The sequence below is a fragment of the Marinobacter sp. M3C genome, assembly GCF_023311895.1.
Classification (GTDB): domain Bacteria; phylum Pseudomonadota; class Gammaproteobacteria; order Pseudomonadales; family Oleiphilaceae; genus Marinobacter.
In genome coordinates this window covers 25,744-50,453 of the sequence record NZ_CP092285.1, presented here as the reverse complement: position 1 = coordinate 50,453, position 24,710 = coordinate 25,744, and the positions used below count along the sequence as shown (strand labels likewise).

The window sequence follows — 24,710 nt, the reverse complement described above, 5'->3', positions numbered from 1 at the left end:
TTGGAAATAAACTTTGATGAAAACAAAGTCTAAAATAGTCGGCGGTAATTTTCTCGAGGACTTTTATTTAGGACAGATCATTAAACACTCAACGCCGCGAACTATTACTGACGGTGATGCAGCTGTTTATATCTCTCTAACCGGTGCTCGACATTCCCTTCATTCCTCAGAAATTCTTGCCAATGAACTTGGTTATTCAAAACGCCCTATAGACGACTTTCTACTTTTTAATATTGCATTTGGTAAAACCGTTCCGGATATTTCTCTGAATGCTGTGGCGAATCTTGGGTATGCGGAAGTACAATTTTTCGAACCGGTTTATTCTGGAGATACTGTACATTGCGAGAGCATTGTTATAGGCATCAAGGAAAATGCCAGCGGCGTCGCTGGTGTCGTTTATGTCCGATCTACCTGTTTTAACCAGAATGGAAACGCGGTGCTTACATGGGTTCGTTGGGTTATGGTCAAAAAGAGGGACCACGCTGCTAATATTAGTACCCGTCACATACCTGACCTTATGACGAGCGTGCCATCTAATAAAATTTCCGTACCAAGTCGAATTAAAGACCAGGAAACCCTAGGGAGAATTTTTGAGGCTAACGGTTCGCAAATTATTTGGGAAGACTTTAGTGTGGATGAAATTATTCTTCATCCTGGAGGCATAACAATAGAAGATTCAGATCACATGCTAGCTACACGTCTCTATCAAAATAATGCTAGGGCTCATTTTGATGCGAAATTGATGGCGGGTTCCGCCCACGGAAAGCGGTTAGTCTACGGTGGTCATATTATATCGATCTGCCGTGCTTTGTCATTTGAGGGCCTTGATAACTCGTTATCTGTTTCGGCTATCAATTCAGGAAAACATATGAATCCAACTTATTCTGGTGATACGATTTACTGTTTTACAAAAGTTATTGAAAAAATCAAGATATTTGGTAGATCTGATGTAGGTGCGATTAGGTTAGGAACTATAGGTATAAAAAATATGTCTCCTGAAGAGTTTTTCGATTCTAAGTATGAAAATTGCCAAAATAAAAATAATGAAAATATTGTATTGGATATCGACTATACAACTATTTTTCCACGAAAGGGCCGAAGCAACTAATCACGATAATTTATTACTTGATATAATTATATTAGGGAACCTCTGAATAACTTTCCAAAATCAGCGATAATACAGCCATCGCTAACCGCATAGGATTCGCCGCCACCATGGGCCAGATAACCTTCTCCGAAGCCGAGTACCAGAACAAGAAGCGCAAGACACGCCGCGAGATCTTTCTGGAACGAATGGACAAGTTGATTCCCTGGAATCAGCTGGAGAAGAAGGTGGCTCATTACTACCCCAAGGGCCAGAACGGTCGGCCACCGTAACCCGTTGTCTTCCATGCTGCGGGTTCACTGCATGCAACTGTTTTACAACCTCAGTGATCCGGCGATGGAAGATGCGCTGTACGAGATCGAATCCATGCGGTGCTTCGCTGGCCTGAAGCTGGATCGTTTGCCGGACGAAACCACCATTCTCAAGTTCCGTCATTTCCTGGAACGCCACGGCCTTGGCAAGGTGTTGTTCAAAGAGGTGAACAAGCACTTGGAGAAGAATGGCTTGATGCTGCGCGAAGGCAGCATTGTGGATGCCAGCATCATTTCGGCACCGAGCTCCACCAAGAATGAGAGCGGCCAGCGTGATCGCATCGGCGGACCGCCAGAAATGCACCAGACCAGGAAGGGCAACCAATGGTACTTTGGCATGAAGATTCACATTGGTGTCGACGACACACTCGGGCTGATTCACAGCATCGACACCACGGCCGCCAACGTCCACGACATCGTACCCGCCGACAAGCTGCTGCACGGTGATGAGCGGCGGGTGTTCGGCGATGCCGGTTACCTGGGCATCCAAAAACGGGCTGAGCATAAGCATCGTAAAGATGTGTCCTGGTTCATTGCCAAGCGCCCTGGCACTCGCAAGAAGCTGGATGCGGATAAGCTGAAGGCCGAGAAGATTAAAGCCAGCATCCGGGCCAAAGTGGAACACCCATTCCGGTACATCAAGCAAGTCTTTGGCTACAGCAAGGTGCGCTACCGTGGCCTATCAAAAAACACCAATCGGCTGCACCTGCTGGCCGCATTCACCAACTTGATGATCGGTGAAAAATATCTACTGGCGTAGGGTCAGTGCGCCCGAATTCCGCCAAAATGGCGGGAAACGGGCAAAAAACGAACAACTGAAGGGGGTAATTACGCCTGAACCCAGGTTAAATGGCTTTTTTTCGAGCTGAAAAGCGATTCAGCGGAGAATCGGGCGTTAATCAGACCCTCCTTAGCTATGGCCCATAAAAAGGCCAGCTCTTCCGCCGTAACAAAAGATCTGATCAACTCCCTTCCTTTATTGCTTCGAATATCGACCGCTAGGGAGCGTTTGAATTTATTAAGGCCGCTGGGCTTCGATGCTCGTGCTTGTATCGTCCATCCAGGCCAGGTCGCACTTCTTCATCAAAAACTAGCGACAAATTCTGAAGAGGTTTGTGAGGTAACGCTAATCGTGGATGCGTTCGAGAGTGCGGACGGAGGAAGATTAACTATGAATGGGCGACTAGTTGAGAAACCAGTGGTGGGTAATGCTCAAAAAGTTTTGACTTGTTCTCTGTTAGCCGAAAAGGGTACCAGATAAATGCAACCCTCAGGAACGCCGTCAGCGTTCAAGACTGTCGGAGGGCTTTCGTTAGCGCTTGGGCTTATGACAACCGTACAAGGGCTGGCAACTCTTATGATGCTCGCGGTTGCAACGTTAGCTCCAGTCGTCGCCACTGCACTAGATGTTGGCCCGGAAGTCGTTGGATTTCAAATTAGTTTAATTTATATATCGGCTGCATTTGTCTCTGCCTTAGCCGGAACGCTCGTTAGTCGATTTGGAGGATGCACGATAAGTCAGGTTGCAATGGTTCTTGGAGCGCTAGGTTGCATAGTGATTGCATCTGGTAGCCTTCTGTTGATGGCTTTTGGGTCAGTATTGATCGGAATTAGTTATGGTTTAACCAATCCAGCTGCCTCCCAAATTCTAAATCGGTTGACGCCAAGTCATAGACGAGGGCTCGTCTTTTCAATCAAGCAGACGGGTGTTCCATTGGGGGGGGTTCTCGCGGGATTGGCTCTACCTGGGATTGCCATTCTTTTCGGGTGGCAGGGGGCGTTGTATGCCGTTAGTGGTGTTGGTTTTTTAATGGCGGCTTTCTTGCTACCACTAAGGAGCAACTGGGATCGAAACCGAGATCGCGGCGTTCGAGTATCGGCAAATCTACTCAGCGGACCGGTATTGGTCTGGCGAAGCACCTTACTTAGAGCGCTTGCATTAATGGGCTTTTGCTTCTCAGCTATTCAGCTATCCCTTATGAGTTTTTTGGTGACCCTTTTGGTGAAGGACGCCCTTTGGAGCATTGTAGCCGCAGGGGTTGCCGCATCGGTTGTCCAAGGTTTTGGTGCGGCGGCGCGTATTTTTTGGGGGGCTCTCGCAGACAAATTGGGTAAGGGTATTCAAATCCTTGTCATGATTGGTTTGATTACGATCGTATCCTCATTGGCAATTTTGACATTATCTCCGGAATGGCCGAAAAGCCTTGTCATGATCGTCATGACGGTATTTGGAGCTGCTGCAATCGGTTGGAATGGGGTTTTTATAGCTGAAGTAGTTAAGGCCGCACCGCATGGAAATGAGGGAGCAGCCACAGGTGGTGCGTTGACATTTACCTTTGCTGGAGTTGTGCTAGGACCAGCTTTGTACGCTTCGGTTCATAATTTTTTTCCTTCCTATGCATCGACCTTCAGTGCTCTAGCGATCTTTCCGGTATTGGGCGTAATTGTGTTGGTTTTCACTCTCAGAAAGTCGGCGAGCAACTAATGTCTGCAAGAAACTGCTTTCCTCAAAAAAAGTACGCACAGATCTAGACTAATATTCAATAAGTGTAATTTCCCCCGCTAAACCGGGCACCATCACATTCATTTGATGCCAGTTCTGCCCGGTACTCTCAGGGCGGTTTTATCCTCAGCCCCTTGTGCGGGTGGCTGCGGTTATAGTCCTCGATCCAATCCGGCAACCTTGTCACACAGCAGCGGCATCAGGAAGATCATTCCGGTACACATAGTCCCGTTTGAGCGTCTTCATGAAGCCCTCAACCATGCCATTGCTCCGATTGGAGTCTCCTCGATACGGGTGACACAAGCATTTTAAAATCCGCCCGAGGCCAAGAAGCATGTTGGTGGCTATCTGGTGAAATACTGCAATCTACAATTACTGGCAGCGACCTCATTCATGAATTCAACGACGGAATCCATCACGATGCAGCTGAATAAATTAAACACACTACTCGCGATTAGTTATCCGTCATAATTAGTGGCCCCGAGACACTCTGGTGGACGAAATCTGGAACAAGAAAAAAATGCAGTTCTGAATTTTTAAACCAAAGTTATAGTACTATCAACTAGGTACTGATTTCGCTGTACTTCGGCTAATTTGACGAAGCGATTGATTTCTCTGGCACTCGGCAGAGTTGAATATTGTTGAGCCATAATGTGATCCTCTTGAGGTAGATTAGTTAATTACTATATTCAACATGCTACCGACGTGTCGGCGATCGGAAAAGCGATCCTTTCTTTTCAGAATGATGAGAAAATTTCATCATAAGTGGTAACCCTTATGCGTCGTCTTCCACCCCTGAATGCCTTAAGAATGTTTGAAGCTTCGGCCAGAAGAAGCAGCTTTGCGGCTGCTGCAGAAGAGTTATTTGTGTCTGCTTCTGCCGTCAGTCATCAGATCAAGACGCTTGAGGAATATTTAGGGATAACACTGTTTAGCCGAAGCAAACGGGAAGTTGAGCTGACAACGCCCGGGGAGCAGTTCTTGATTTCCGTCAAGCATGCGCTGGACGAGATAGAAATGGCGACTCACCGACTGATGACAAATCAGGAAACCAAGGTCGTTCAAATTAGTGTAGCACCCAACTTCTTAACCCGGTGGCTAATGCCGAGAATATCGCGGTTTCGAGAGCTGTATCCAGATATTGAGCTTCAGATAAACGCATCTATGGGATTGCTTGACTTCAACCGATCAAGCACAGATATGGCGGTCTACTACGGAAATGGCGAATGGGATGACATTGAGGTTCATTTTCTGCAGAAAGTTATGCTGGTGCCTGTGTGTAGTCCGAAGCTTTTAAATGGCAAGCACCCATTGAGCGTTCCGGAAGATCTGCGTCATCACACTTTGATATATGTCAGCAAACGAAAATGGGAGTGGGAGAATTGGCTACACTTAGCAGGTGCTGATTTTATTACCCCCCAAGGACCGTCTCCAGCTATCCAGCGGTCAACTAGCTAGTGCCCATCCAGAAACACCGATTTTTAGCCAGTTCAGCTTATCTCTGGCAACTGGGGTTGAGCTGAGCGCCCTCAAATCATGGAAGACGACTAAATAATGACGGATTTAACCGCTTTCTGATCAGTCTGTCCGAATTCCGGCCATGGGCGTGCATTTCATGGCCTTTCCATGTGTCCTTCTGGTCGTTTTCTGGGTCAGGTTTGTGGACTAATCCGGACCGAGTCGCGCCAACCGTACCAGGTTGTAGCTCAGCGCCGAGGCCCAGACAAATGCCTTGAAGCCATCGTGACCTTTCCACTTCGCTTTCGTGGCTCCGAAGGCTCTTTTCAGCTCCGAGATATTGCCTTCGACTCCGGCTCGAAAATGACGTAATGCGGTAAAGGTCTTCGACTTTACACCCATGGCGGTGAGCGATACGCCAACGGGTTTGTGAAACACTACATGCTTAAGCCCCATGGCGCGTCCGGCCGCGACGTTTGCCTGGCTGGCGTAGCCGCCATCGGCGACCACGGAGCGAGGCAGCTTGCCCAGAACGGATTGATGAAAATCCAGAACCGGCAGGAACAGCGTTTTGTCACCGGGGTTCCCCTCTTCGATGGTTAACGCGGTGATAAAGCCTCTCACTTCACTGCTCAGGTTGATCTTGTGGCCGTACTGCACATCGCGGAATCCCTTGACGATAATATCGGTGTGCGGCTCGAACAGGCTGACGATCTTGTCCGCAGAGGGAACCCGTTCACCGTGGATGACGCGACGCTCGGTTTGCTCGATCACCTGCCATGTCAGCTCCCTGTAGTGCGCCAGAGCATCCAGCCATTTCTGGCAGGATGCGGAAGCTTCCGCCCCTTGAATAATCTGCTGGCGTCCGCGATCCGCCTGCTTCAATACCAGCCGTGCGATCTTCAGCAAGTCGGGATAGAGTTCGTCCTTGGTCGCCTTTTTCGCGTTGAATATGCGAAATGCCAGTGACTTTGCCGCTTTGCGTTTGTCGGTAAAGCAGACCTTCAGGCCGATTTCGATTTTGCTTTTTGCCAGCAGCCGACTGATCACCCGAACGCCATCATTCAGCAACTGGCTGTCACTGGGTGGGGCAATATTGCTGGCCACCACCGTGCTGTCGATGCGCAGCTTATCCAGTGAAGCCATACCCGTGTCCAGCAGGTTCCTTGTCAGCACCTGATGCGCCCGTTCCAGGGTTTCTGGCTGGATGCTGCGGATCGTGGACTGCAGGCAGGACCGGCTGGGCGATAGGTGAGCCGGCAATCGGGTAAAGGTTCGGTAGGTCACCGAATCCGACAAATGAAACGCCAGTTGTTCATAGCTGAAACCCAGTTGCTGCCTTAACACCAGACAACGCAGAACACTCTCTGCGCTGAGACCTGTCCGCCCAACGGCTGAAACGGACACATCTATCAAATCTGCGGCCACCAGCTCAAGAATCTCGGGTTGCCTGTCCAAAACCTCCGACAGCTTCCGGAGTCTGACGCCATACTCGTGATTCGAGTACTCTTCGAATATACTGGCCTGAGCGTTGCGGGTCTCTCGCATGCTGGATCCTCTTGGTTGTTGGATGTTTTTGGGTTGCACTTAAAACATACCAAAGCCAAGAGGATTCTTTAACCTTTCTTAGAATTATTTCCTGAAAATCAGCCGGTTATTAGTTTCTGGATGGGCACTAGCTAGTGCCCATCCAGAAACACCGATTTTTAGCCAGTTCAGCTTATCTCTGGCAATTGGGGTTGAGCTGAGTGCCCTCAAATCATGGAAAAGTAAGCGCCATTAAATCGACCCCCTTGCGTCACCCGCATTGAGACGTCAGATTTTAGGCCTTGGCCAACTCCACGTTCCAAGGCAACAGTGCTTCGAGTTCCTCCACCGTGTCCGCCTCGGCAATATGCGCGAGCAGGTGGTGGATGTAGGCTGAGGGTTCCAGTGGGTTGGCCTTGGCGGTTTCGACCAGGGAATAGCAGGTGGCGCTGGCATTTGCCCCTTGGGTGGTGTCGGCAAACAGCCAGGCTTTTCGGTTATGCCAACATTGGCATAATCGAAATTATCCACACCCAACGATTATGTAAAGTTTATTCGGTTGCTAGGGTGAGAGCCAGTCACAACACGGCCATTGGCTTCATTTATTCTGTCGAACTGAGCATAAAAACGGTGTTTCCTGTGGACTCGTCCCTCACTACAGGAGCAAACCATGCCCACCGATACAATCCTTACGAGTCTTGTTCGCCGCGACTGGCTGACTGATAGCTCGCTCAAGAGCGTCATTACAGATTACATTGAGGCACTGCGAGACCAACGCTATGCCGAGCGCACCATCCGAATCTATTTGGGTTGCCTTGCCCATTTCAGTTTCTGGCTTAAGGCTGAAGAGGAAAAATTCACGTACATTGATTCGACCCTCGTCAAACGCTTCTTGCGTGAACATCTTCCAACTTGCACCTGCCCGGCACCCTGCTATGGCAATGTCGGCAGTTCCGGAGCGGCACTTCGACATTTACTCAAATTGCTATCGTGTTCACAGCTGTTGTCACCGACAGCCCAGAATCCCGTAACGATTGAGCTCGCCCGGTTTGGTGATTATTTAACGGGTACGTGTGGGCTGAGAGCAACCACCCGTGACAGGGCAGTCCAACAAGTCGGGGCTTTCCTCACCCAAGCGTATGGCTCTGGCGCTCCGAACGTTTCGCAGCTGTCGGCGACCGACATAGATGCGTTCTTTGCCGCGCTCAGTTCGCGCCTGCGGCCAGCCTCGCTGCGTATCGCCTGCAACAGTCTGCGCAGTTACTTTCGTTATCGTGCGCTGCTCGGTGACGCGACCGCCGGACTGGCGGCAGCGCTTCCAAGAGTTGCTGACTGGCGCAAGGTAACCCTTCCGAAGGTATTATCGGACGTCGAACTGGCTGCATTTCTGAATGCCTTCGATCACACCGACCCCGTCGGGTTGCGTGACTATTCCATCGCCCGTTTCTTGCTTGATCTAGGCTTGCGCGGTCACGAGGTGGCCTACCTGACGCTGGATTCGATCAACTGGCGCAGAGCAATGCTGACCATCTGCAACACCAAGAGCAAATGTGTTCAACAGCTACCTCTGCCGGCGACCACCGGCGAAGCGGTAGCGCAATATCTGCAACAGGGGCGTCCGCAGACGACAAGCCGTAGGCTGTTCGTCCGGCACCGAGCGCCGTTTGATAAGCCACTCAGCGTTGCTGCCATCCGTAATTCGATGAACCGAGCCTTTGTTCGTTGTGGTCTGCGCGATCGTTTCTGCAACACTCATGTACTCCGGCGAACGATGGCAACGCGCCTGCAGCGCTCTGGAGTTTCAATCAAAGAGATCGCCGATCTCCTGCGCCATAAAAGCCTTGATACTGCAAGCACCTACGCCCGCGTTGACATGGAGCAGCTGCGAGCGGTTGCGTTGCCGTGGCCTGGGAGCCAGCAATGAGCGCCCGGGCGTTCTGGATGTCCAGGGTCGAGGCCTACCTGACGTATCGTCGCCAACATGGATTCGAGTTGACCATTGACGGAACTCAACTTCGGTCGTTTGCGCGTTTCGCTGACGAACTTGTTAGCGAAGATCATCTAACGGTCGAGCTCGCTGCAGCATGGGCACAGGCTTCGCAACGAGCAACGCCACTCACGTGGGCGCGCCGCGTCGAGATCCTTCGCGGTTTCGCACGCTTTTGCCTACGTGAGAATCCGGCGACGGAGATTCCACCGCGAGGCCTCTTTGGTCCGTCCCACCGGCGTCTCGTCCCACACATCTATACAGAGGCCGAACTGTGCGCACTGCTTGAGGCGAGCCATGGTTTGACGCCCGCTGAGGGATTGCGCTCGGCAACCTGCCGGTGTGTCTTCGGGCTGCTGGCCGCGACCGGACTACGCATCTCCGAAGCGCTCAACCTGACCATGGCTGACGTCGACCTCCGTGATGGCATTCTGCGTATCCGCGAGGCCAAATTCCATCAACAGCGTCTTGTGCCGCTACATCCGAGCGTTACCAGTGCGTTGCATGCCTATGCGCGACGGCGAAATCGGCTCTTGCTACGACCATGTTGTGACAGGTTCTTCCTACGTGATGATGGCAGCGGCGCAAATCAGAGCAACATCCGTTATGCCTTGCAGACACTCTGTAAGCAGTTGGGCTGGCAGCCGCGCGGTGATTATCCACGTCACCGCCTGCACGATATGCGACATACCTTCATCGTAAGAAGCATGCTTCGCTTCTACGAACAGGGTGTGGATATTGATAGCGCCATTCTGGCGCTGTCGACCTACGTTGGACACGCCAAGGTGAGCGACACCTATTGGTATGTCACTGGTATTCCTGAACTGATGGAGATCGCCGCCGAGCGCTTCCACCTCTATATGCAAGGAGACGCGTGATGAACCCCTTGCTCGCTGTTCCCGCCGAATTCGCGACGTTGCTCCAGCGTTTCTTTGCCGAGCGCCTGATCCAGCAGCAGAACGCCAGTCCACGAACGGTCGCTGCTTATCGCGATACCTTCAAGCTCTTGCTGAATTATGCGGAACGCGCAACCGGCAAGCCGCCGACGACGTTAGCACTGTGCGATTTCGACGCAGCCCTGATACTGGACTTCCTTGCTCACCTCGAAGCCGAACGACACAATACGGTACGTACCCGCAATGCGCGATTGGCGGCGGTCCGTGCCTTCGCTCACTACGTGGCGTTACAGTCGCCACCCGCACTTCATCTTGCGCAACAGATTCTCGCGATACCGATGAAAAGCTTCGAACGGCCCATGCTTGAGTTTCTTTCTCGCGAAGAGGTTCAAGCGTTGCTTTCCGCTCCCGGCTTGGCAACCTGGTGCGGTCGCCGGGACACGGTCATGTTCACGTTACTTTACAACACCGGCGCTCGGGTTTCCGAACTGACCGGAATCCGGGTGGCTGATGTTACATTGGCGGCTACCGCCTCGGTGCGCCTGCATGGCAAGGGCCGCAAACAACGAACCGTGCCGTTATGGAAGGAAACGGCGACCCAGATCCGTCAGTGGTTGAGATACGCCGACTTGCGTGCTGAGCAACACCTCATTCCGAACCGAAGTGGATTACCGATGACGCGCACCAATGTCGCCGAACGTCTGAATCGGGCCGTCAGCACGGCGAAAACGACGTGCCCGCAACTTACGGGTCGCAGCATCTCGCCTCACACCTGGCGCCACTATGTTCCCTTCCGGACTATGTCGGGTAATGTAGAACTTCCTGACGATATGCACATGAAATTGTGGCTTCAGTCATATCAATCCCATCCGACTACCCGACATAGTTTCCCCGTTTAGAGACTGTTAAGGAAGCCTAGCAACTGATCGCCCGGTCGATAACGGCCCGCCTTGCCTTGTAGCGGGACCGTCTTGGCGAGAGCCTGTTCTTTCATCGCCAGTGTTGCCTCCAGATAAATCTGTGTCGTCTCAACTGATTCATGTCCGAGCCATAGTGCAATCACAGATCGATCAACGCCCGCTTGCAACAAGTCCATGGCCATGGTGTGCCTCAAGCGATGAACAGTGACACGCGTTTGTTTTAGCGAAGGGCACACTTGGGAGGCGGCAACGCGATGCTTGTCCAGTAGGTATTGCACGCCGTGGACACTGAACCGTTTCCCTCTGGCACTGGGAAACAGCACGCCATCGTCACTGCGTTGTGGTTCTCGCAGCCAGGCTTTCAACACGGCGCGAGTGGATTTGGCCAGGGGTACACACCGTTCTTTACGCCCCTTGCCGATTACTCGCACGTGAGCGCCGGCGCTTAAGATTAGGTCTTCCTGTTTGAGCCCGGTCATCTCCGACAATCTCAAGCCTGTCTGAACGGCTGTCATAATAAACGCGTGGTCACGCTGCCCAGACCAGGTGCTGCGATCTGGCGCAGCGAGCATCGCTTCAACTTCGGGGCGATCGAGAAAACTGACAAGGGTGCGAGTGAACCGTTTACTCGGAATGGCGAGCACTCTCTGGATCTGTGCAGAATGCTCTGGCAGTTCGAAAGCCAAATAGCGAAAGAACGAATGAATAGCAGTGAGCCGTAAATTGCGACTGCGGATGGTTATGCCTCGCGTTGCTTCCAAATCATCCAGGAAGGCCGCAATCAACGGCGCATCGATCTGCTCAATGTTCAGCTGTGAGGGCCGCTGATGCAAATGCTGTTGTGCAAACCTCAGGAATTGCCGAAAAGTATCTCGATAGGAGCTGATGGTGTGGGGGCTGGCCTGGCGCTGCTGCATCAAGCGTTGGGTAAAGAAACGCTCCAACAAGGGAGCTAAGCTGGTGATAGTAATCATGGTCGATCCTCCCAGCGTTGCTCAAGGCGACCCATGGCTTCGCGCATCAACTCGGGAGAGCCCTCCAAATACCACTGCGTATCAGCAACGTGGGCGTGGCCGAGGTACGCAGACAAGACGGGTAAAAGACGCGCGGGATCTTGACCGGACCGATACCAGTTCACGAGAGTATTTGTTGCAAAGCGGTGTCGCATATCATGCAGACGCGGTCCGTGACTGTCAGACGCACCGCGCAGACCGATCTGGCGGGACAGCACATAGAAGGCTCGGTGGATTTGCCCGAAGTCCAACCGATTTCCCTGACTGGAAACAAACAAGTAGGAAGATACCGGCCGATCAGCCCAATGGCGCTGCCGTCTGGCCATGTAGTCTTCGAGCACATCGCAGGTCGAAGCGTGCAGGGGCACCAGGCGGGTTTTGCCGAACTTGGCATTGCGGATCGTCAATACTGCGGTCTTAAGATCGACATCTTGAAGCTCCAGATCACGCGCTTCGCCGAGACGCATACCTGATACGCACATTAGCCCAAACAGGCAGTGGTAAACCCTGGGCAGCAATGCGCCGCTTTTGTAGCGCTGTGGCATTTGAAGTGCTGCGCGCAGTAAGCTTTTGATCTCTTGTTCTGAGTATAAGTAGGGTCGTGCCCGCTTTGGTTGAAAAGGTAACAAGCCCGTCGCCGGAATTTGCGTCCGTGGATCGCTCGCGCTCCGATAACGGGCAAATCCGCGTACGTAACACAGCCGCTTTGCCCAATGTACGTGCTGTACGTTCACGGGTAGTTGCGCCCAGGCAAGTGCTAAGGCCTGGGTAATGCAGGGTGCGCGGCGCTGCTCCATAAATGCTGCAAATTCGAGCAATCCTTTGCCGGTCTCCTGCAATTTGAATCCGAGATTACGCCGCATGTTCAGGTACTCATCAACGGCCTGCCGAAGCGTGTTCATTGCACACCTCCCGGCCACGGTAGCGCCAGCGTGCGTAAGGCCTCTAGATCAACCTTGGTATAAATCATGGTGGTTTGTGGATGGCGGTGACCCAATACATCGCCAATTTCCTCAAGGGAAGCGCCTTGGCGCAGCATCTCGGTGGCCAGTCCATGCCGGAACTGGTGTGCCCCATACGTCGGTGCTTTGAGACCGGCGCGCTTAAGTGAATAACGAACGATTGATCCAACCGCGCTAGAACTTAGAAAGCCGCGGGTAGGTGCCCTGGCGCGCAGAAAAACACGCCGACTAGTGCTAGTCGGTCTACCGTCTCGCAGATAGGCGGCTATTGCGTTACCCACCTCCAGTGGTAAGGGAAACGCGTTGCGCAGGCCGTTCTTGCCGCGCACACTTAACGTTCCCGCATTCCAATCGATGTCCTCAAGTTCGAGAAATGCTACTTCTCCCGAGCGCAACCCCAGTCGTGCAAGTAGCAGTAAAATGGCGTAGTCGCGCCGCCCGACCGCCGTTTGACAACAGATGCTTTCCAACAACAAATGGGCTTGATCTGCAGAAATCGCACGGGGGATTGATGGCATCGACCAGTTGGCTACTGCGGGGACGGCCGCGGCCAAATCCAAGACCACCTCACCACGGTAGCGGGCGTAGTTCAGGAAAGAGCGTAACGCAGTCGTCATCAGCTTCGCTCGCCCCCTGTGCAAACGCGATGCTTGGCGTTGTACAAACCGCACGACATCACGGGCACTCAGGTGGGAAAGGGTAACGGCCCCGTTTCCGAAACGATCATTAAGAAAATGACGGATGAACGGTACGTAATAGGCAATCGTCGGTTCAGCTAAGTTCCGTGCCTCTCGCAGGTACTGCTTGTACGCCTGCGTCAATCGTTTCACCTCGGTTACCTGAGGTACAGACACCTTCTCAGCGAGAATTACGCGTTCACTGCGCAGAAAGCCGATTAGGTGCCTGAGTGCGGCGGCATCATCCGGGCGATAACGAAATTGCCGGGAGCGGAACTGCAAATATTGCTCTGGATGATATGAGGCAATTTGGTGACATTCGATCTTTTTTTGTTTGAGCCATAGGCTAAAGCCTGCCGCGAGACGGAGCTGCCGGTCAATTGTGTAAAGGCTATATCCTTGGGCGCTGACTGATTTTGCAAACGGAACAATTAATGCCGCCAGGGGGCCTTCTGGTGCGACGGTAAGAGCTAATTGGTCATTGATAACATACTTCATGGTGGACTCCTCGCCCTACTCGGGGCAGATGGAAGGAGTCAGGACTATATCGCTATGAACTGGGGGCACAGCGAGTGGGCACTCGTGAAGCTGATGGCCTGGAGCATATCTCCGCCATTGTGCAGACGACCCAACCTGGGGCCCCACAGCTACTGATTTAACGCCAACTCAACCCAGGCGTCACGCCTGGATGTGTTTCGTATTGGATGAGCTTCGCTTCTGACGAGCCGTTATTCGAGAAAACTATGTCGGGTAATCGGAGGGGCGTGGTATGAGATAAACCAATGATTTAAAGCCTCACCTTCAGGGATGATCACGTTACCCGACATAGTCCTGAAGGGTACATAGTGGCGCCTATGTCTTGAACGACATAGTCGGCATACCACGGCCATGCACCTGTTGCAGGCGGGCGTCGATCTGACAGTGATCGCGTTGTGGCTCGGCCATGAAAGCCCTGTCACCACTCACGGCTATGTCGAGGCGGATTTGGCCATGAAGGAGCGGGCCCTTGCCACCATCACCCCACCAGAGATCAAGCACACACGCTATCGTCCAACCGACACGCTCCTCCAATTCCTGGAAAGCCTCTGAAATTATGCAAACCTCCGTTCGTGCTCCGCCTCGGTGAATAGTGCTTATGGTCCGGCAACTTTTGCATAATCATTGGGTGTGGATAATTGCGGTTATGCCAACATTGGCATAAGAGAAAAGCCTGGCTTTTTGCCGATACCTCACGGGGCGCCCGTGCCAGTGCAACGTGTTACTCCTTGGTCGAGACCGCGAAAGCGAACAAACTGGAACCATCTGTTTATATCCAGCATGTTCTGGAGCGGATTGCTGACGCTGACACGCTGGAAAAGCTGGAGGCACTTCTGCCATGGAATGTGGACCTGGAGCGGACTCCAAAAAAAGTGTCGCAGCTCGACTGAGGACAAGTGAGCCGATTTAAGGGCGCTTACCTGGCAATGATGACTTTGGCATGACTATGACTCCTGAATCCATGGCCCTGGACCTATATTAACTCACTAAGTGAGTGTATGGAGTCAGGTTGACAGACAGGGCCGGCGATCACACCTTGTCAGTAATGCTAGCTTCCAGTTGTGGGGCAATACCAGAGCCGATTTGGCGTAGGTTTTCAAACAGCTGCAATTTTTTTATCCGTTGATGGCGATAACCCTGACCGCCTGAAAAGCGAAGGAGCTTTGGCCTCTATGTGTGGCGTAAATCCTTTACCGGAGTCATCAGGCAAAACCACCAAGCATCTCGTCTTCCCGATGTTAGCTAACAACTATGTAAGATTTTTCTGATCAATGGTAGTTAATCAGGTTATGGCCCTCCGGAGGGAGGTATTCTCTTACCAGCTGAACTAATCTTTCGGAAGCCGGAGAAAGTGACTGGCCCGGATTGGTGATTACAGCTATTTGCCGAACAAGGGAAGGATCGGTGATTCGTAAGACGTGAACATTGGGATCAGGAATTATCGGTAAAACTATTTTAGGTAGAATCGCTGTACCAAGGCCCGCCGAAGCCATTGATATTAAGGTTTGAGCCTGAGTGAACTCGTATCTGGTGTCGAACGTTAAGTTCCGTTCAGATAGTGCGCTCTCTATCATACGACGGAGAGCTGTTGCAGTATTTAGTACAAGAAGTGGCATATTGGTCAATGTTGCTAGCGGGATAGTGGTACGGGCTGTAGAAATGAATCTTTTTGGCACTAAAGCATATAGGGGGTCATCAATTAAAGGCTCAAACCGAAATTCCGAGGTGTCAATTACTGGACCTATGCCAAAGTCAACTTTTCGGTTTCTAATACTATCGAAAAAAGCTTCTGATGTAAGTTCACGGACAAATATAGCTATTCCCGGATAATCTTTGTCAAAAACTGACAGGACCCTTGCCAATCGCGAACCAGCAACTGTTGGAGAGCTTGCCAATGATACCTTACCTCGCAATATATCTGCCGTTTCCCGAATGGCTCGAAGTCCGGCCTCTACTTCAGAAAGCGCTTTTTGGGCGCATAGCAACAGGTGCTTTCCTTCTTCTGTCAAATCCACGCTGCGAGTTGTTCGATGGAACAGTTTTACACCCAATTGCTTTTCAAGTTGTTTAATTTGGGCGCTGATTGCCGACGGTGAGCGAAAGGCTTTTTCTGACGCTACCTTAAAACTCATTTCCTCAGCGACCAATATGAAGGTCTGTAGCAGCTTTAGATTCACATTTGGCATCTGGCTTCGGTCTATCATTTTTATTACCCCATTAATCGTAAATAATTGACAATCAGAAACATTCTGTTAATTCGGAAAAGATCACATATTCGACTCGCCCACGAGTTTATAGTAAGCGCCAATAAATCAGCACCTACATACATTCCAGCTCACCGATTGCACACACTGACGTCCTCACCCATTCCACGAGGAATCAGCATGACCCCAACCGAACGAGCACAGGTCTGGCAGCAGCATATTGCTGACTGGGAAGTCTCCGGCGTGTCCGGCAGCGCTTACTGCAAGCAACAGTCGCTGGTTTACCATCAATTTGTTTACTGGCGCCAGAAGCTGGCCCCGACTGAAGACTCTCGGGAGCAAGAACAAGCGGTCACCGGGTTCGCTTGGGTCGTTTCTGCTCCTGGCGTTGGCATCGGCGGAGCCGATGGCCTGACCGTATCGCTGCCCGGTGGTGTCTCCATCACCGGTTTGCACGCCGGCAACATCGAGTTGCTGGGCGCTGTTTTGAGACAGCTGTAATGCGCCACCGATATTTGCGCCCGTCCTTGTCGTTGCCAGAGATTTATCTGTACCGGGCACCGGTGGATTTCCGCAAACAGGCCAACGGCCTGGCGGTGCTGGTTGAACAGGAACTGGGCCATAATCCGTTTACCGGAGCGCTTTACGCCTTTACCAACAAGCATCGGAACAAGATCAAGTGCCTGATGTGGGAAGACAACGGGTTTGTCCGGCTATGTTCGTATTAAATGTTGAAAACTGTCTGCCTTCACAAAATCCGCCATAAAATCAGAAGGTTGATTTATTTTTGATGAATGCTTATCGAACCATCGGAACCAGCCAAGATAGTGAGGTAGATATTCGGTGGCGACACCGTGGAAACGTTGAATCCAGCCCTTGAGCCGCTGATGGTAGTTGTTCACTCCTTGAATGTGGAAGACTGACGCTTTGACTCTTTCGCCAGCGCTGGCATTGAGCACCTTGTGCTCGAGATGGTGCTTTCGGGTCAACGTTTCAAAGGTCAGATGAGCGTCTGTACAGAGAACGATATCTCGGCTTAATAGGGGTAGCAGGTGCTGCTCGACATTTTTCAGGGTGAAGTGCTTGAGAACAAAGTCGGCCTCACCTGCGCTGCGGTCGCGAGCCACCAGAACAGGCACCCACTTGGCGCCTTTTTTGTTGTCGTTGCCGCGTTTGCGAACAGGCCGTTTAGCAATTTTACGCTGGCCTTTGAATGATTCGCGGAACATTGTTTGATCCGCTTCTACGATACCCGTAAGTACAGGAGTATTAAGGTAATCCGCCAGTTTAAGGAAGCGGTGGCGCCAGCGGAAAGAGGTGGATAGATGCACGTGGCACCGCGCCGCTGCCTTACGCAGTGCTTCCGAGCTAAGCATGGAGTCTGCGTATTCCATCCAAAGCTCGCGTTTCCGTAGTCGAGCCAGGGGCGTACCCGTCAAGGCCGTAAAAGTTTTGTGACAAGCTCGGCAGCGATAACGCTGTAGCTCTTTGAGAGTGCCCCAACGATGAATTTGATCATGGTTGCACTTAGGGCATTTAAGATCGGACTGAAGCTGCTGTTCCAGGTGCTCGATGATTTCAGGTATAGCATCGGGATGCTGCAATCGTTCCAGGAGCAGGTGTCGTTGACCGGGACTGAGCGAGTTGATGGCTATAGCGAGTTGATTGAATTCGACCTGTTTCATTATAAACCTCCGACAATCGCTGGGGCTTCCTATAGTTTAGTACAGGATCAACAGCTAAGCCGAACATAGCCGGTTTGTCCTCTATTACAAAGCCCTGGCTGAGGAGAAATTCAAGTGGCCCAAAGCTTCGGATGAGCTGATGCCACTGACGGGGGAGCAGATCAACTGGTTGCTGGACGGCTACGATATTGCCTTGTTAAAAGGGCACAAAACCCTGCATTATGAGGCCGTTAATTAGCTCTTTTCTCGTGCTTCAGGGCGTTGTTTTTGCTATACTTTGTTCATGAAATTAAAGCCTGAAGCACCTTCAAAAACACCCGATATCAGCGGCCTTTCAGCCACTGAATTACGGTCGGTTGTCGAAGGTCTTCAGCAGGAACTGATGGCCAAGAGTGCTGGAATTCAACAGCGTGATCACACCATCCAGATTCTCGAAGAACTGCTGCGCTGGAAACGGGTTCAGCAGTTCGGCGCCAGTAGTGAAAAGTCCGCACACCAAATCCATCTGTTTGACGAAGCTGAGCTGGAAGTTGAGATTGATGCCCTGCGCGATCAGTTGCCAGACGATGTCAAAGAAGAAGAGGCACCACCTGCGTCCCGTAAACGTCGCCAGCGTGGCTTCTCGGATACACTGCTGCGTGAGCGCATCGAACTGACCCTCAGCGACGAAGAGAAGGTCGGCGCCAGCAAGACCTTCTTCACCAAGGTCAAGGAAGAGTTGCAGTTCATTCCCGCTCAACTGAAGGTTCTTGAGTACTGGTAGGAAAAAGCCGTGTTCGAGCAGGATGGTGAAGAGCGTATCCTGGCCGCCACCCGCCCGGTTCATCCACTGGGCAAATGCACGGCCACCACGTCTTTGCTGGCTTACATCATTACCTCAAAATACGCCGATGGCCTGCCTCTGTATCGTCTGGAACACATGCTCAAACGCCTGGGTCATGAGATCAGCCGCACCAGCATGGCACACTGGGTTATCAGGCTGGATGACGTGTTCAAACCGCTCATCAATCTGATGCGCGAAGTGCAAAACAGCCGTGATTACCTGCAAGCCGATGAATCCCGAATGTACGTTCTGAAAGAAGACGGTAAAACGGCGCAGTCTGATAAGTGGATGTGGGTCACCCGCGGTGGCCCGCCAGGGCAACCGTCGGTTCTGTTTGAATACGACCCATCACGGGCGGGCAAAGTGCCGGTGCGTCTGCTCGACGACTTTAAGGGCATCCTGCAAGCCGATGGTTACTCTGGCTATGGCAAAGTCTGCCGGGATAACAACATCACTCGAATGGGTTGCTGGGACACGCGAGACGTAAGTTCGTGGAAGCTATCAAAGGGTCCAAACCTCAAGGTAAAGGCAAACCCACAAAGGTCTCCAAGGCCGACGTGGCTCTAAGCCACATCAACAAACTCTACGCCATCGAGCGCCAGATCAAAGAGCTGAGTGACAGTGAGCGTTACCGCATTCGTCAGGAGCTGAGCGTTCCCAGGCTGGAAGCCCTTAAGATCTGGCTGGAGGCCAACGCCGGCAAGGTCGCGAAGGGCACTATGACTCGCAAGGCCATGGATTATACGCTGAACCAATGGCCTACTCTGATCGGTTACTGCGAACGAGGCGACCTACAGATCAGCAACGTGCTGGCCGAAAACGCTATCCGTCCGTTCGCTCTAGGTCGAAAGGCTTGGCTGTTCGCAGATACCTCACGGGGCGCACGTGCCAGTGCAACGTGCTATTCCCTGGTCGAGACCGCTAAGGCAAACAGTCTGGAGCCCTCGGCGTATATCCAATATGTGCTGGACCGCATTGCCGAAGCAGACACGCTGGAAAAGCTGGAAGCACTGCTGCCGTGGAATGTGAATCTGGAGCGAGCTTCAAAAAAAGTGCCGCAGATCGACTGAGGACAAGTGGGCCGATTTAAGGGCGCTTACAGTTTATATACGTTAGTCGCCAGCAAATCTAAGGATTAAGCTTGGTCCTTCCTCTGAGACTATCCTGAAAAACTGTATAGTTTCCAATATAAATTCAATTGTTAAATGATAAATTTGACGCCTAGAATCTAGTCAGAATCAAATGGCCGTCTCGCGGCAGGCCCAAACAAGGTCATGGGGAATCATATGCAAGCTAGTTCGGACAACCGATCAACGCGAGGGCAAGACGCGGCGGCTCTTGGAGATCTTCGGGTCCTTGATATAGCCACTTTTGTGGCAGCCCCGTTCTGTGGAACTATTTTGGCTGACTTCGGTGCCGAAGTGATCAAAGTGGAACAGCCAAAAGTGGGCGATTCGCTAAGGAAATTTGGGACGATCACCGAATGCGGAGACAGTCTGGTGTGGCTTAGCGAGTCTCGAAATAAAAAGACGGTGACACTTGATCTGCGAAAAGAGAAGGGTGTGGAGCTATTTAAGAAGCTGGTCGCTGAATCTGATGTCGTTTTGGAAAACTTTCGGCCAGGGACGCTGGAAAAATGGGGTATTGGGTATGAGGATCTTAAGAAAATCAACCCTCGCTTAGTGATGCTGCGAATTAGCGCATACGGACAGACCGGGCCAAAGAAGGAAGAGCCGGGGTTTGCAAGGATTGCGCACGCGTTTGCTGGGCTTGCTGAGTTGGCTGGTGAAGCTGATGGTCCTCCGGTCGTACCAGGCTCAACCTCCTTGGCTGATTATGTGTCGGGCATGTGGGGTGCGATTGGGGTTTTGACGGCGCTCAGGGCGAGAGAAACGACTGGGAGAGGGCAGTTTATAGACCTAGGGCTATATGAGTCTGTATTTCGGTTGCTGGATGAGTTAGCCCCCGCGTACGCAAAATATGGAACTGTTCGAGGGCGAATGGGGGCCGACACTGTCAACGTGGTTCCGCATAGTCATTATCAAACTGCTGACGATAAATGGGTAGCACTCGCCTGCACCAGCGACAAAATGTTTCAACGCCTGACTGAAGTAATGGGACAACCCGAACTCTACTCAAGATATCCAACAAGTGCTCAGCGAGTTGAGCGCCGCGCAACTGTTAATGCACTGGTGGCCGGCTGGATTGGTCAGCAACCGCTCAATGAGGTTTTGAAAAACATGGCAGCCGGTGGGGTTCCCTGCTCTCACATCTACACAATCAGGGAGATTTTTGAAGACCCACAATATAAAGCTCGCAAAAACCTTCTCCATATTAACGATGAACGAGTTGGTGAGTTAGTGCTTCCTGCAGCAGTTCCAAAGCTTTCGGAAACTCCCGCTGTTTTCAATCATGCCGGGCGCTCACTAGGCGAAAACAATGCCGAAGTGTATGGCGGGCTGTTGGGACTTAGTGCTGAGGAACTGAAAGAGTACAGCGAGGAAGGCATTTTATAAATATCGAGGGCAAATGGAGCATAGCGATGAGCAATATCAGTAATCCTACCGCCTATAAAATGTTGATTGGCGGAGAGTGGGTAGATGCGGAAGACGATAAACGGTTCGAAAGCGTTGATCCAGCGACCGGAAGCGTTTGGGCAATGTTCCCCCGGGCCAAAGCAGCCGATGCTGACAAAGCTGTGTTAGCAGCTGACAAAGCATTCAATGGTACCTGGGGTCTAATGTCACCGCAGCGAGCGGGGTAAGCTTCTCTACCGACTGGCAGATCTAATTGAGGAAAACGCAGAAAATCTCGCTCAGTTGGTAGTGAGGGATAATGGGAAGCTAATTACTGAGATGCGCGCTCAAGTTAAGTATTTGCCAAGTTACTTCCGCTATTTTGGTGGGTTGGCAGATAAAGTTGAAGGAGCAGTAATTCCTATTGATAAAAAGGACACGTTTAATTACACGCTCCGTGAGCCTCTCGGTGTTTGCGTAGCAATTACCGCTTGGAATTCTCCATTGCTTCTTGCTGTAAATAAATTGGCTCCAGGTTTGGCCGCTGGTAATACTTTTGTTATTAAGCCATCTGAGTTTACTTCAGCAAGTACTATCGAATTTGCAAGGTTGTTTGTTCGGCGTCAACTATCCTGTCTGGTCGCATTGACTCATTAATAAACTAACTAACTGAATGCCGTTGACTCACCTAAAATCAAACTACCGTCTGTAATTTTGGGGTGAGTAATGGAACAGATAATGAGCCTCTCAGCTCGGCGAGAAATGTTGATCAGCATTCGTCAGCGTTATCTGAAGTCGTCATGGACGGAAAAGGGTCGCGTTCTGGACGGCTTTATTGCCGTGACTGGATATGACAGGAAATACGCAATCTCGTTACTTCATCAAAAATCCAAGTCCACGAACTCGGTTAAAGAGAAGGTAAGGCCCGGTGCGCAAGTCTATGACGAGCAGTTTAGACAGGTTTTACTCTACATCTGGTACACGGCTAATCAGGTTTGTTCGAAGCGACTTGTGCCCTTTCTACCGGACCTTGTCGCTGCCATGGAACGCCACGGCCACCTTCGCATCAACGCAGATATTAGACACAAGTTGGAAAAAATCAATGCCGCAACAGTGGATCGGCTTCTTCAACCCGAGCGGCGTCAGATTAAAGGCGGCATCAGCCGCACGAAGCCGGGCTCATTGCTGAAGAATCAAATTCAGGTTCGCACATTTGCTGACTGGGACGACGTTACACCAGGTTTTTTCGAAATAGACCTGGTTGCCCATTGTGGCGGAGATCCTAACGGCGCATTTTTGAACACTCTGGTCATGATTGATGTATCGACAGGCTGGCTTGAGTGCATGCCTTTACTGAAAAAGAGTGCGGCCGATGTGATTAACGGTATAAGCGTCGCTATCAAACTGATGCCTTTCGAGCTAAAAGGCCTCGATACTGATAGTGGTAGCGAGTTCATCAACCTTGAAATGCTCGACTTCTGTGAAGCTCACAGAATCACTTTTACGCGTGCTCGTGCCTACAAAAAGAACGACCAGGCCTACGTAGAAGAAAAGAATGGATCAGTTGTTCGTCGGCTCGTCGGTTATGACCGTTTCCAAGGCAGGAAAGCCTGGGAGGCCTTGGCAAGTTTTTATTGCGTGTTGCGAAAATACGTCAATTTCTTTCAACCATCGCTTAAATTGAGAAAAAAGACTCGTCAAGGCGGCAAGGTGTCAAAACAGTACGATGAGGCACTAACTCCCTACCAACGAATTGCTCGCAGCTCAGACGTCTCTGAGGCGACCAAAGAGCGATTAAAAGCCGAGTACTTAACGCTTGACCCGGTTTACCTCATGGCCGAGCTGACACGGCTACAAGCCAGCTTGTGGAGTTTTGCCTGGAGCCAGAATGGGCTGGTGGAAATCGATGACATTAGCTTGGTAGAACCGGTCGCTCTTGACCAATTCTCGTCTGCACCCAATGTCTGTGATCATTTCCGATATAAGAAGCCAAAAGATAAGCGGAGTTTGCCAAGAAATTACCGCACCAGAAAAGACCCGTTTGAGAAAGTCTGGAATGAAATCCAGCTCAAACTAGAGCTCCAGCCTGAAAGCTACGCTCGTGAAATCATTGAATGGCTCTCCGAAAAGCACCCTGGCCAATACACGAATAGCCAAGTCAGAACCCTTCAGCGGCGAATTAACGAATGGAGATTACGCGACCAGAGCTATCAGATTAAAATGACGCAGCTAATGAGCAGTTAACCACACAACAATCCTGGTGAGACAATCCGGCTATGAGTTTGATTCTTTACTGAGGCAATACGACCGGTCATCCTAATTGTCGCCGAACAGTTGTTTGAATCAGCAGGTTTTCCTCCTGGCGTAGTGAATGTCGTTACTGGCTATGGACATGAAGTTGGAGCTCCGGCAACGGAGCACCCTAAAGTAGCGAAGATTGCGTTTACTGGGGGGGAGGGTACAGGTCAACGGATCTATCAAAACGCCGCACGGGATTTTAAACACGTCACTCTAGAACTCGGTGGGAAGTCTGCAAATATCGTCTTCGAAGATGCGAATCTCGACAACGCAGTCAAGGGCGCGATTTCGGGAATCTTTGCAGCATCAGGCCAAACTTGTGTAGCAGCAGGCTCGCGGTTGCTTGTGCATGATAGTATATATGATGAATTCATTGATCGTTTGATAGCTTTTGCAAAGACCGCGAAAATTGGCAACCCTAAATATGAATCCACTCAAGTAGGACCGGTAACAACCTCTCAGCAATATAAAAAGATTCTTGAGTATATTGATATTGCCAAATCAGAAAACGCGGTCTGTCGATTGGGTGGGAGCGCTGTTGAGGTTGACGGTTGTGAAGGTGGTCTATTTGTTGAGCCTACGATATTTACTGAAGTTAATAATAATATGCGTATCGCTCAATCGCCTCGAAAGAGGAAGCCTTTCTGCATCAGCTGGAGCAACGCGATCAGGCCATCCAGCACCGGGATGCCCGCATCGAGATCCTCGAAGAACTGCTGCGCTATAAGAAGATCCAGCAGTTCGCAGCGAGCAGTGAGAAATCCCCTTGCCAGTTCCACCTCTTTGACGAAGCCGAACTGGAAGCCGAGATCGACGCTTTACGCGATCAGTTGGGCGTTGTTGCATGGAGCATGCAGATGTCGGAACGCGCCCTACCCGAGACGGATTTCAGGCGGTGCGTTGGAAATTGGGGCGGCCAAGTTCAGTCATCCGGTTAAGAATACGGACGCCAATCTTGGCCTCTGTCTTCTGATTTTCGAAGTTGCGCGCCTTGAGCTTGGGCCCGATGACGGCCTTCCAACGGCCGATCTGCGTCTCAATGCGGCTGCGCTGATTGTAGCCCGATGACGTCTGCCATGCCATCCGGCCATGGGCAGCTATGTCGGCAATGTGGCGGTCCCGAAGGCTCGGGTTCCGTGCGGCGTCGGGGCGCAGGACCGCGTTCTTGGGTGGTGGGATCGTGACCTTGATTGACGCGCCGAAGCGTTCGGTAAGAAGTAAGCGCCAATAAATCAGCACCTACATTCCGGCTCACCGATTGCACACACTGACGTCCTCACCCATTCCA

Annotated in this window: 17 protein-coding genes and 10 pseudogenes; 18 read left to right on the top strand and 9 right to left on the bottom strand. The window is 51.4% G+C overall.

The genetic code is table 11. From position 1 onward, the window contains the following. The first annotated feature begins 16 nt into the window (after positions 1–16). The 3 genes from MIH18_RS22675 (at position 17) to MIH18_RS22665 (ending at position 3,901) form a co-directional block, all read left to right on the top strand. The gene (locus MIH18_RS22675) at positions 17–1,108 is read left to right on the top strand and encodes a MaoC family dehydratase (protein ID WP_249014780.1); all 1,092 of its coding nucleotides are present in this window, start codon (positions 17–19) and stop codon (positions 1,106–1,108) included. A gap of 107 nt (positions 1,109–1,215) precedes the next feature. Continuing rightward, positions 1,216–2,176, top strand: a protein-coding gene (locus tag MIH18_RS22670; RefSeq protein ID WP_249014779.1) for an IS5 family transposase whose coding sequence is annotated in 2 segments (ribosomal slippage) — positions 1,216–1,374 and positions 1,376–2,176 — 960 coding nt in all. Because the reading frame shifts where the segments join, the coding sequence is not laid out codon by codon here. 501 nt (positions 2,177–2,677) lie between these two features. Continuing rightward, positions 2,678–3,901: an MFS transporter gene (locus MIH18_RS22665; RefSeq protein ID WP_249014778.1), complete on the top strand. Its 1,224-nt coding sequence runs from the start codon at positions 2,678–2,680 to the stop codon at positions 3,899–3,901. 127 nt (positions 3,902–4,028) lie between these two features. Here MIH18_RS22665 and MIH18_RS22660 read toward each other — a convergent pair. Continuing rightward, a pseudogene (locus MIH18_RS22660) lies at positions 4,029–4,198 on the bottom strand (integrase core domain-containing protein); the annotation flags it as partial. Between the two features lie 531 nt (positions 4,199–4,729). On the opposite strand from MIH18_RS22660, the gene MIH18_RS22655 reads away from it, so the two are divergent. Beyond that, positions 4,730–5,377: a LysR substrate-binding domain-containing protein gene (locus MIH18_RS22655; protein WP_249014777.1), complete on the top strand. Its 648-nt coding sequence runs from the start codon at positions 4,730–4,732 to the stop codon at positions 5,375–5,377. A gap of 207 nt (positions 5,378–5,584) precedes the next feature. Here MIH18_RS22655 and MIH18_RS22650 read toward each other — a convergent pair whose 3' ends face one another. Together MIH18_RS22650 and MIH18_RS22645 are read right to left on the bottom strand one after the other, a co-directional pair. Next, on the bottom strand, positions 5,585–6,925 hold the full coding sequence (locus tag MIH18_RS22650) for an ISNCY family transposase (protein ID WP_249014776.1): 1,341 nt from the start codon (positions 6,923–6,925) through the stop codon (positions 5,585–5,587). Between the two features lie 274 nt (positions 6,926–7,199). After that, positions 7,200–7,400 (bottom strand): annotated as a pseudogene (locus MIH18_RS22645) (transposase domain-containing protein); the annotation flags it as partial. A 174-nt stretch (positions 7,401–7,574) separates the two neighbouring features. Here MIH18_RS22645 and MIH18_RS22640 point away from each other — a divergent pair. Genes MIH18_RS22640 through MIH18_RS22630 form a run of 3 tightly spaced genes read left to right on the top strand, consistent with a single transcriptional unit; the run spans position 7,575 to position 10,686 of the window. Further along, positions 7,575–8,828 (top strand): tyrosine-type recombinase/integrase, encoded by a 1,254-nt coding sequence (locus MIH18_RS22640; protein ID WP_249014775.1) that lies wholly within the window; start codon positions 7,575–7,577, stop codon positions 8,826–8,828. After that, positions 8,825–9,769 (top strand): tyrosine-type recombinase/integrase, encoded by a 945-nt coding sequence (locus MIH18_RS22635; RefSeq protein WP_249014774.1) that lies wholly within the window; start codon positions 8,825–8,827, stop codon positions 9,767–9,769. The genes MIH18_RS22640 and MIH18_RS22635 overlap by 4 nt, the downstream gene beginning before the upstream one ends. Further along, positions 9,769–10,686: a tyrosine-type recombinase/integrase gene (locus MIH18_RS22630; RefSeq protein WP_249014773.1), complete on the top strand. Its 918-nt coding sequence runs from the start codon at positions 9,769–9,771 to the stop codon at positions 10,684–10,686. Before MIH18_RS22635 ends, MIH18_RS22630 begins: the two co-directional genes overlap by 1 nt. Here MIH18_RS22630 and MIH18_RS22625 read toward each other — a convergent pair. The 3 genes from MIH18_RS22625 to MIH18_RS22615 are packed head-to-tail and all read right to left on the bottom strand — an operon-like array spanning position 10,683 to position 13,857. Continuing rightward, positions 10,683–11,681, bottom strand: coding sequence for a site-specific integrase (locus MIH18_RS22625; RefSeq protein WP_249014772.1), 999 nt, complete (start codon positions 11,679–11,681; stop codon positions 10,683–10,685). The two genes, MIH18_RS22630 and MIH18_RS22625, sit on opposite strands and share 4 nt — an antisense overlap. After that, positions 11,678–12,622, bottom strand: coding sequence for a tyrosine-type recombinase/integrase (locus MIH18_RS22620; RefSeq protein ID WP_249014771.1), 945 nt, complete (start codon positions 12,620–12,622; stop codon positions 11,678–11,680). The genes MIH18_RS22625 and MIH18_RS22620 overlap by 4 nt, the downstream gene beginning before the upstream one ends. Further along, complete coding sequence (locus MIH18_RS22615; RefSeq protein WP_249014770.1) at positions 12,619–13,857, bottom strand: site-specific integrase; 1,239 nt, start codon at positions 13,855–13,857, stop codon at positions 12,619–12,621. The genes MIH18_RS22620 and MIH18_RS22615 overlap by 4 nt, the downstream gene beginning before the upstream one ends. Before the next feature lie 375 nt (positions 13,858–14,232). On the opposite strand from MIH18_RS22615, the pseudogene MIH18_RS22610 reads away from it, so the two are divergent. From MIH18_RS22610 to MIH18_RS22600, 3 pseudogenes are all read left to right on the top strand, one after another. Continuing rightward, positions 14,233–14,448 (top strand): annotated as a pseudogene (locus MIH18_RS22610) (tyrosine-type recombinase/integrase); the annotation flags it as partial. Between the two features lie 113 nt (positions 14,449–14,561). After that, a pseudogene (locus MIH18_RS22605) lies at positions 14,562–14,786 on the top strand (transposase domain-containing protein); the annotation flags it as partial. Between the two features lie 237 nt (positions 14,787–15,023). Continuing rightward, positions 15,024–15,119 (top strand): annotated as a pseudogene (locus tag MIH18_RS22600) (transposase); the annotation flags it as partial. Positions 15,120–15,164: 45 nt separating this feature from the next. Here the strand turns inward: MIH18_RS22600 and MIH18_RS22595 are convergent. Continuing rightward, on the bottom strand, positions 15,165–16,100 hold the full coding sequence (locus tag MIH18_RS22595) for a LysR substrate-binding domain-containing protein (protein ID WP_249014769.1): 936 nt from the start codon (positions 16,098–16,100) through the stop codon (positions 15,165–15,167). A gap of 180 nt (positions 16,101–16,280) precedes the next feature. On the opposite strand from MIH18_RS22595, the gene MIH18_RS22590 reads away from it, so the two are divergent. Beyond that, a complete protein-coding gene (locus MIH18_RS22590) occupies positions 16,281–16,601 on the top strand; it encodes an IS66 family insertion sequence element accessory protein TnpB (protein ID WP_249014768.1) in 321 nt (106 codons plus the stop codon). Continuing rightward, positions 16,601–16,828 (top strand): IS66 family insertion sequence element accessory protein TnpB, encoded by a 228-nt coding sequence (gene tnpB, locus MIH18_RS22585; RefSeq protein WP_249014767.1) that lies wholly within the window; start codon positions 16,601–16,603, stop codon positions 16,826–16,828. Before MIH18_RS22590 ends, tnpB begins: the two co-directional genes overlap by 1 nt. On the opposite strand, the gene MIH18_RS22580 is transcribed toward tnpB, so the two are convergent. Then, on the bottom strand, positions 16,814–17,494 hold the full coding sequence (locus tag MIH18_RS22580) for an IS1595 family transposase (RefSeq protein ID WP_249014672.1): 681 nt from the start codon (positions 17,492–17,494) through the stop codon (positions 16,814–16,816). The genes tnpB and MIH18_RS22580 overlap by 15 nt on opposite strands. Positions 17,495–18,068: 574 nt before the next feature. Here MIH18_RS22580 and MIH18_RS22575 point away from each other — a divergent pair. The 6 genes and pseudogenes from MIH18_RS22575 to MIH18_RS22550 all read left to right on the top strand — a co-directional run. Continuing rightward, positions 18,069–19,678: pseudogene (locus MIH18_RS22575) on the top strand (IS66 family transposase). 216 nt (positions 19,679–19,894) lie between these two features. Beyond that, positions 19,895–21,124 carry a CoA transferase gene (locus MIH18_RS22570; RefSeq protein ID WP_249014766.1) on the top strand — a complete coding sequence of 410 codons (1,230 nt, stop codon included), beginning with the start codon at positions 19,895–19,897 and terminating at the stop codon, positions 21,122–21,124. A 59-nt stretch (positions 21,125–21,183) separates the two neighbouring features. Next, a pseudogene (locus MIH18_RS22565) lies at positions 21,184–21,739 on the top strand (aldehyde dehydrogenase family protein); the annotation flags it as partial. A 123-nt stretch (positions 21,740–21,862) separates the two neighbouring features. Continuing rightward, on the top strand, positions 21,863–23,368 hold the full coding sequence (locus MIH18_RS22560; protein WP_249014765.1) for a transposase family protein: 1,506 nt from the start codon (positions 21,863–21,865) through the stop codon (positions 23,366–23,368). Positions 23,369–23,455: 87 nt separating this feature from the next. Next, positions 23,456–24,043 (top strand): annotated as a pseudogene (locus tag MIH18_RS22555) (aldehyde dehydrogenase family protein); the annotation flags it as partial. Next, positions 24,043–24,255, top strand: a pseudogene (locus MIH18_RS22550) (IS66 family transposase); the annotation flags it as partial. The pseudogenes MIH18_RS22555 and MIH18_RS22550, both read left to right, overlap by 1 nt. A 55-nt stretch (positions 24,256–24,310) precedes the next feature. Here MIH18_RS22550 and MIH18_RS22545 read toward each other — a convergent pair. Then, positions 24,311–24,640: pseudogene (locus MIH18_RS22545) on the bottom strand (IS5/IS1182 family transposase); the annotation flags it as partial. Between the last annotated feature and the right edge of the window lie 70 nt (positions 24,641–24,710).

Bases quoted from the DNA above. Each gene is read 5' to 3' on its own strand.
- MIH18_RS22675 (WP_249014780.1), top strand. From the start codon at position 17: ATGAAAACAAAGTCTAAAATAGTCGGCGGTAATTTTCTCGAGGACTTT.
- MIH18_RS22580 (WP_249014672.1), bottom strand. From the start codon at position 17,494: ATGGAATACGCAGACTCCATGCTTAGCTCGGAAGCACTGCGTAAGGCA.
- MIH18_RS22595 (WP_249014769.1), bottom strand. From the start codon at position 16,100: ATGATAGACCGAAGCCAGATGCCAAATGTGAATCTAAAGCTGCTACAG.
- MIH18_RS22560 (WP_249014765.1), top strand. From the start codon at position 21,863: ATGAGCCTCTCAGCTCGGCGAGAAATGTTGATCAGCATTCGTCAGCGT.
- MIH18_RS22635 (WP_249014774.1), top strand. From the start codon at position 8,825: ATGAGCGCCCGGGCGTTCTGGATGTCCAGGGTCGAGGCCTACCTGACG.
- MIH18_RS22650 (WP_249014776.1), bottom strand. From the start codon at position 6,925: ATGCGAGAGACCCGCAACGCTCAGGCCAGTATATTCGAAGAGTACTCG.
- MIH18_RS22570 (WP_249014766.1), top strand. From the start codon at position 19,895: ATGCAAGCTAGTTCGGACAACCGATCAACGCGAGGGCAAGACGCGGCG.
- MIH18_RS22615 (WP_249014770.1), bottom strand. From the start codon at position 13,857: ATGAAGTATGTTATCAATGACCAATTAGCTCTTACCGTCGCACCAGAA.
- MIH18_RS22640 (WP_249014775.1), top strand. From the start codon at position 7,575: ATGCCCACCGATACAATCCTTACGAGTCTTGTTCGCCGCGACTGGCTG.
- MIH18_RS22590 (WP_249014768.1), top strand. From the start codon at position 16,281: ATGACCCCAACCGAACGAGCACAGGTCTGGCAGCAGCATATTGCTGAC.
- tnpB (WP_249014767.1), top strand. From the start codon at position 16,601: ATGCGCCACCGATATTTGCGCCCGTCCTTGTCGTTGCCAGAGATTTAT.
- MIH18_RS22620 (WP_249014771.1), bottom strand. From the start codon at position 12,622: ATGAACACGCTTCGGCAGGCCGTTGATGAGTACCTGAACATGCGGCGT.
- MIH18_RS22655 (WP_249014777.1), top strand. From the start codon at position 4,730: ATGTTTGAAGCTTCGGCCAGAAGAAGCAGCTTTGCGGCTGCTGCAGAA.
- MIH18_RS22665 (WP_249014778.1), top strand. From the start codon at position 2,678: ATGCAACCCTCAGGAACGCCGTCAGCGTTCAAGACTGTCGGAGGGCTT.
- MIH18_RS22625 (WP_249014772.1), bottom strand. From the start codon at position 11,681: ATGATTACTATCACCAGCTTAGCTCCCTTGTTGGAGCGTTTCTTTACC.
- MIH18_RS22630 (WP_249014773.1), top strand. From the start codon at position 9,769: ATGAACCCCTTGCTCGCTGTTCCCGCCGAATTCGCGACGTTGCTCCAG.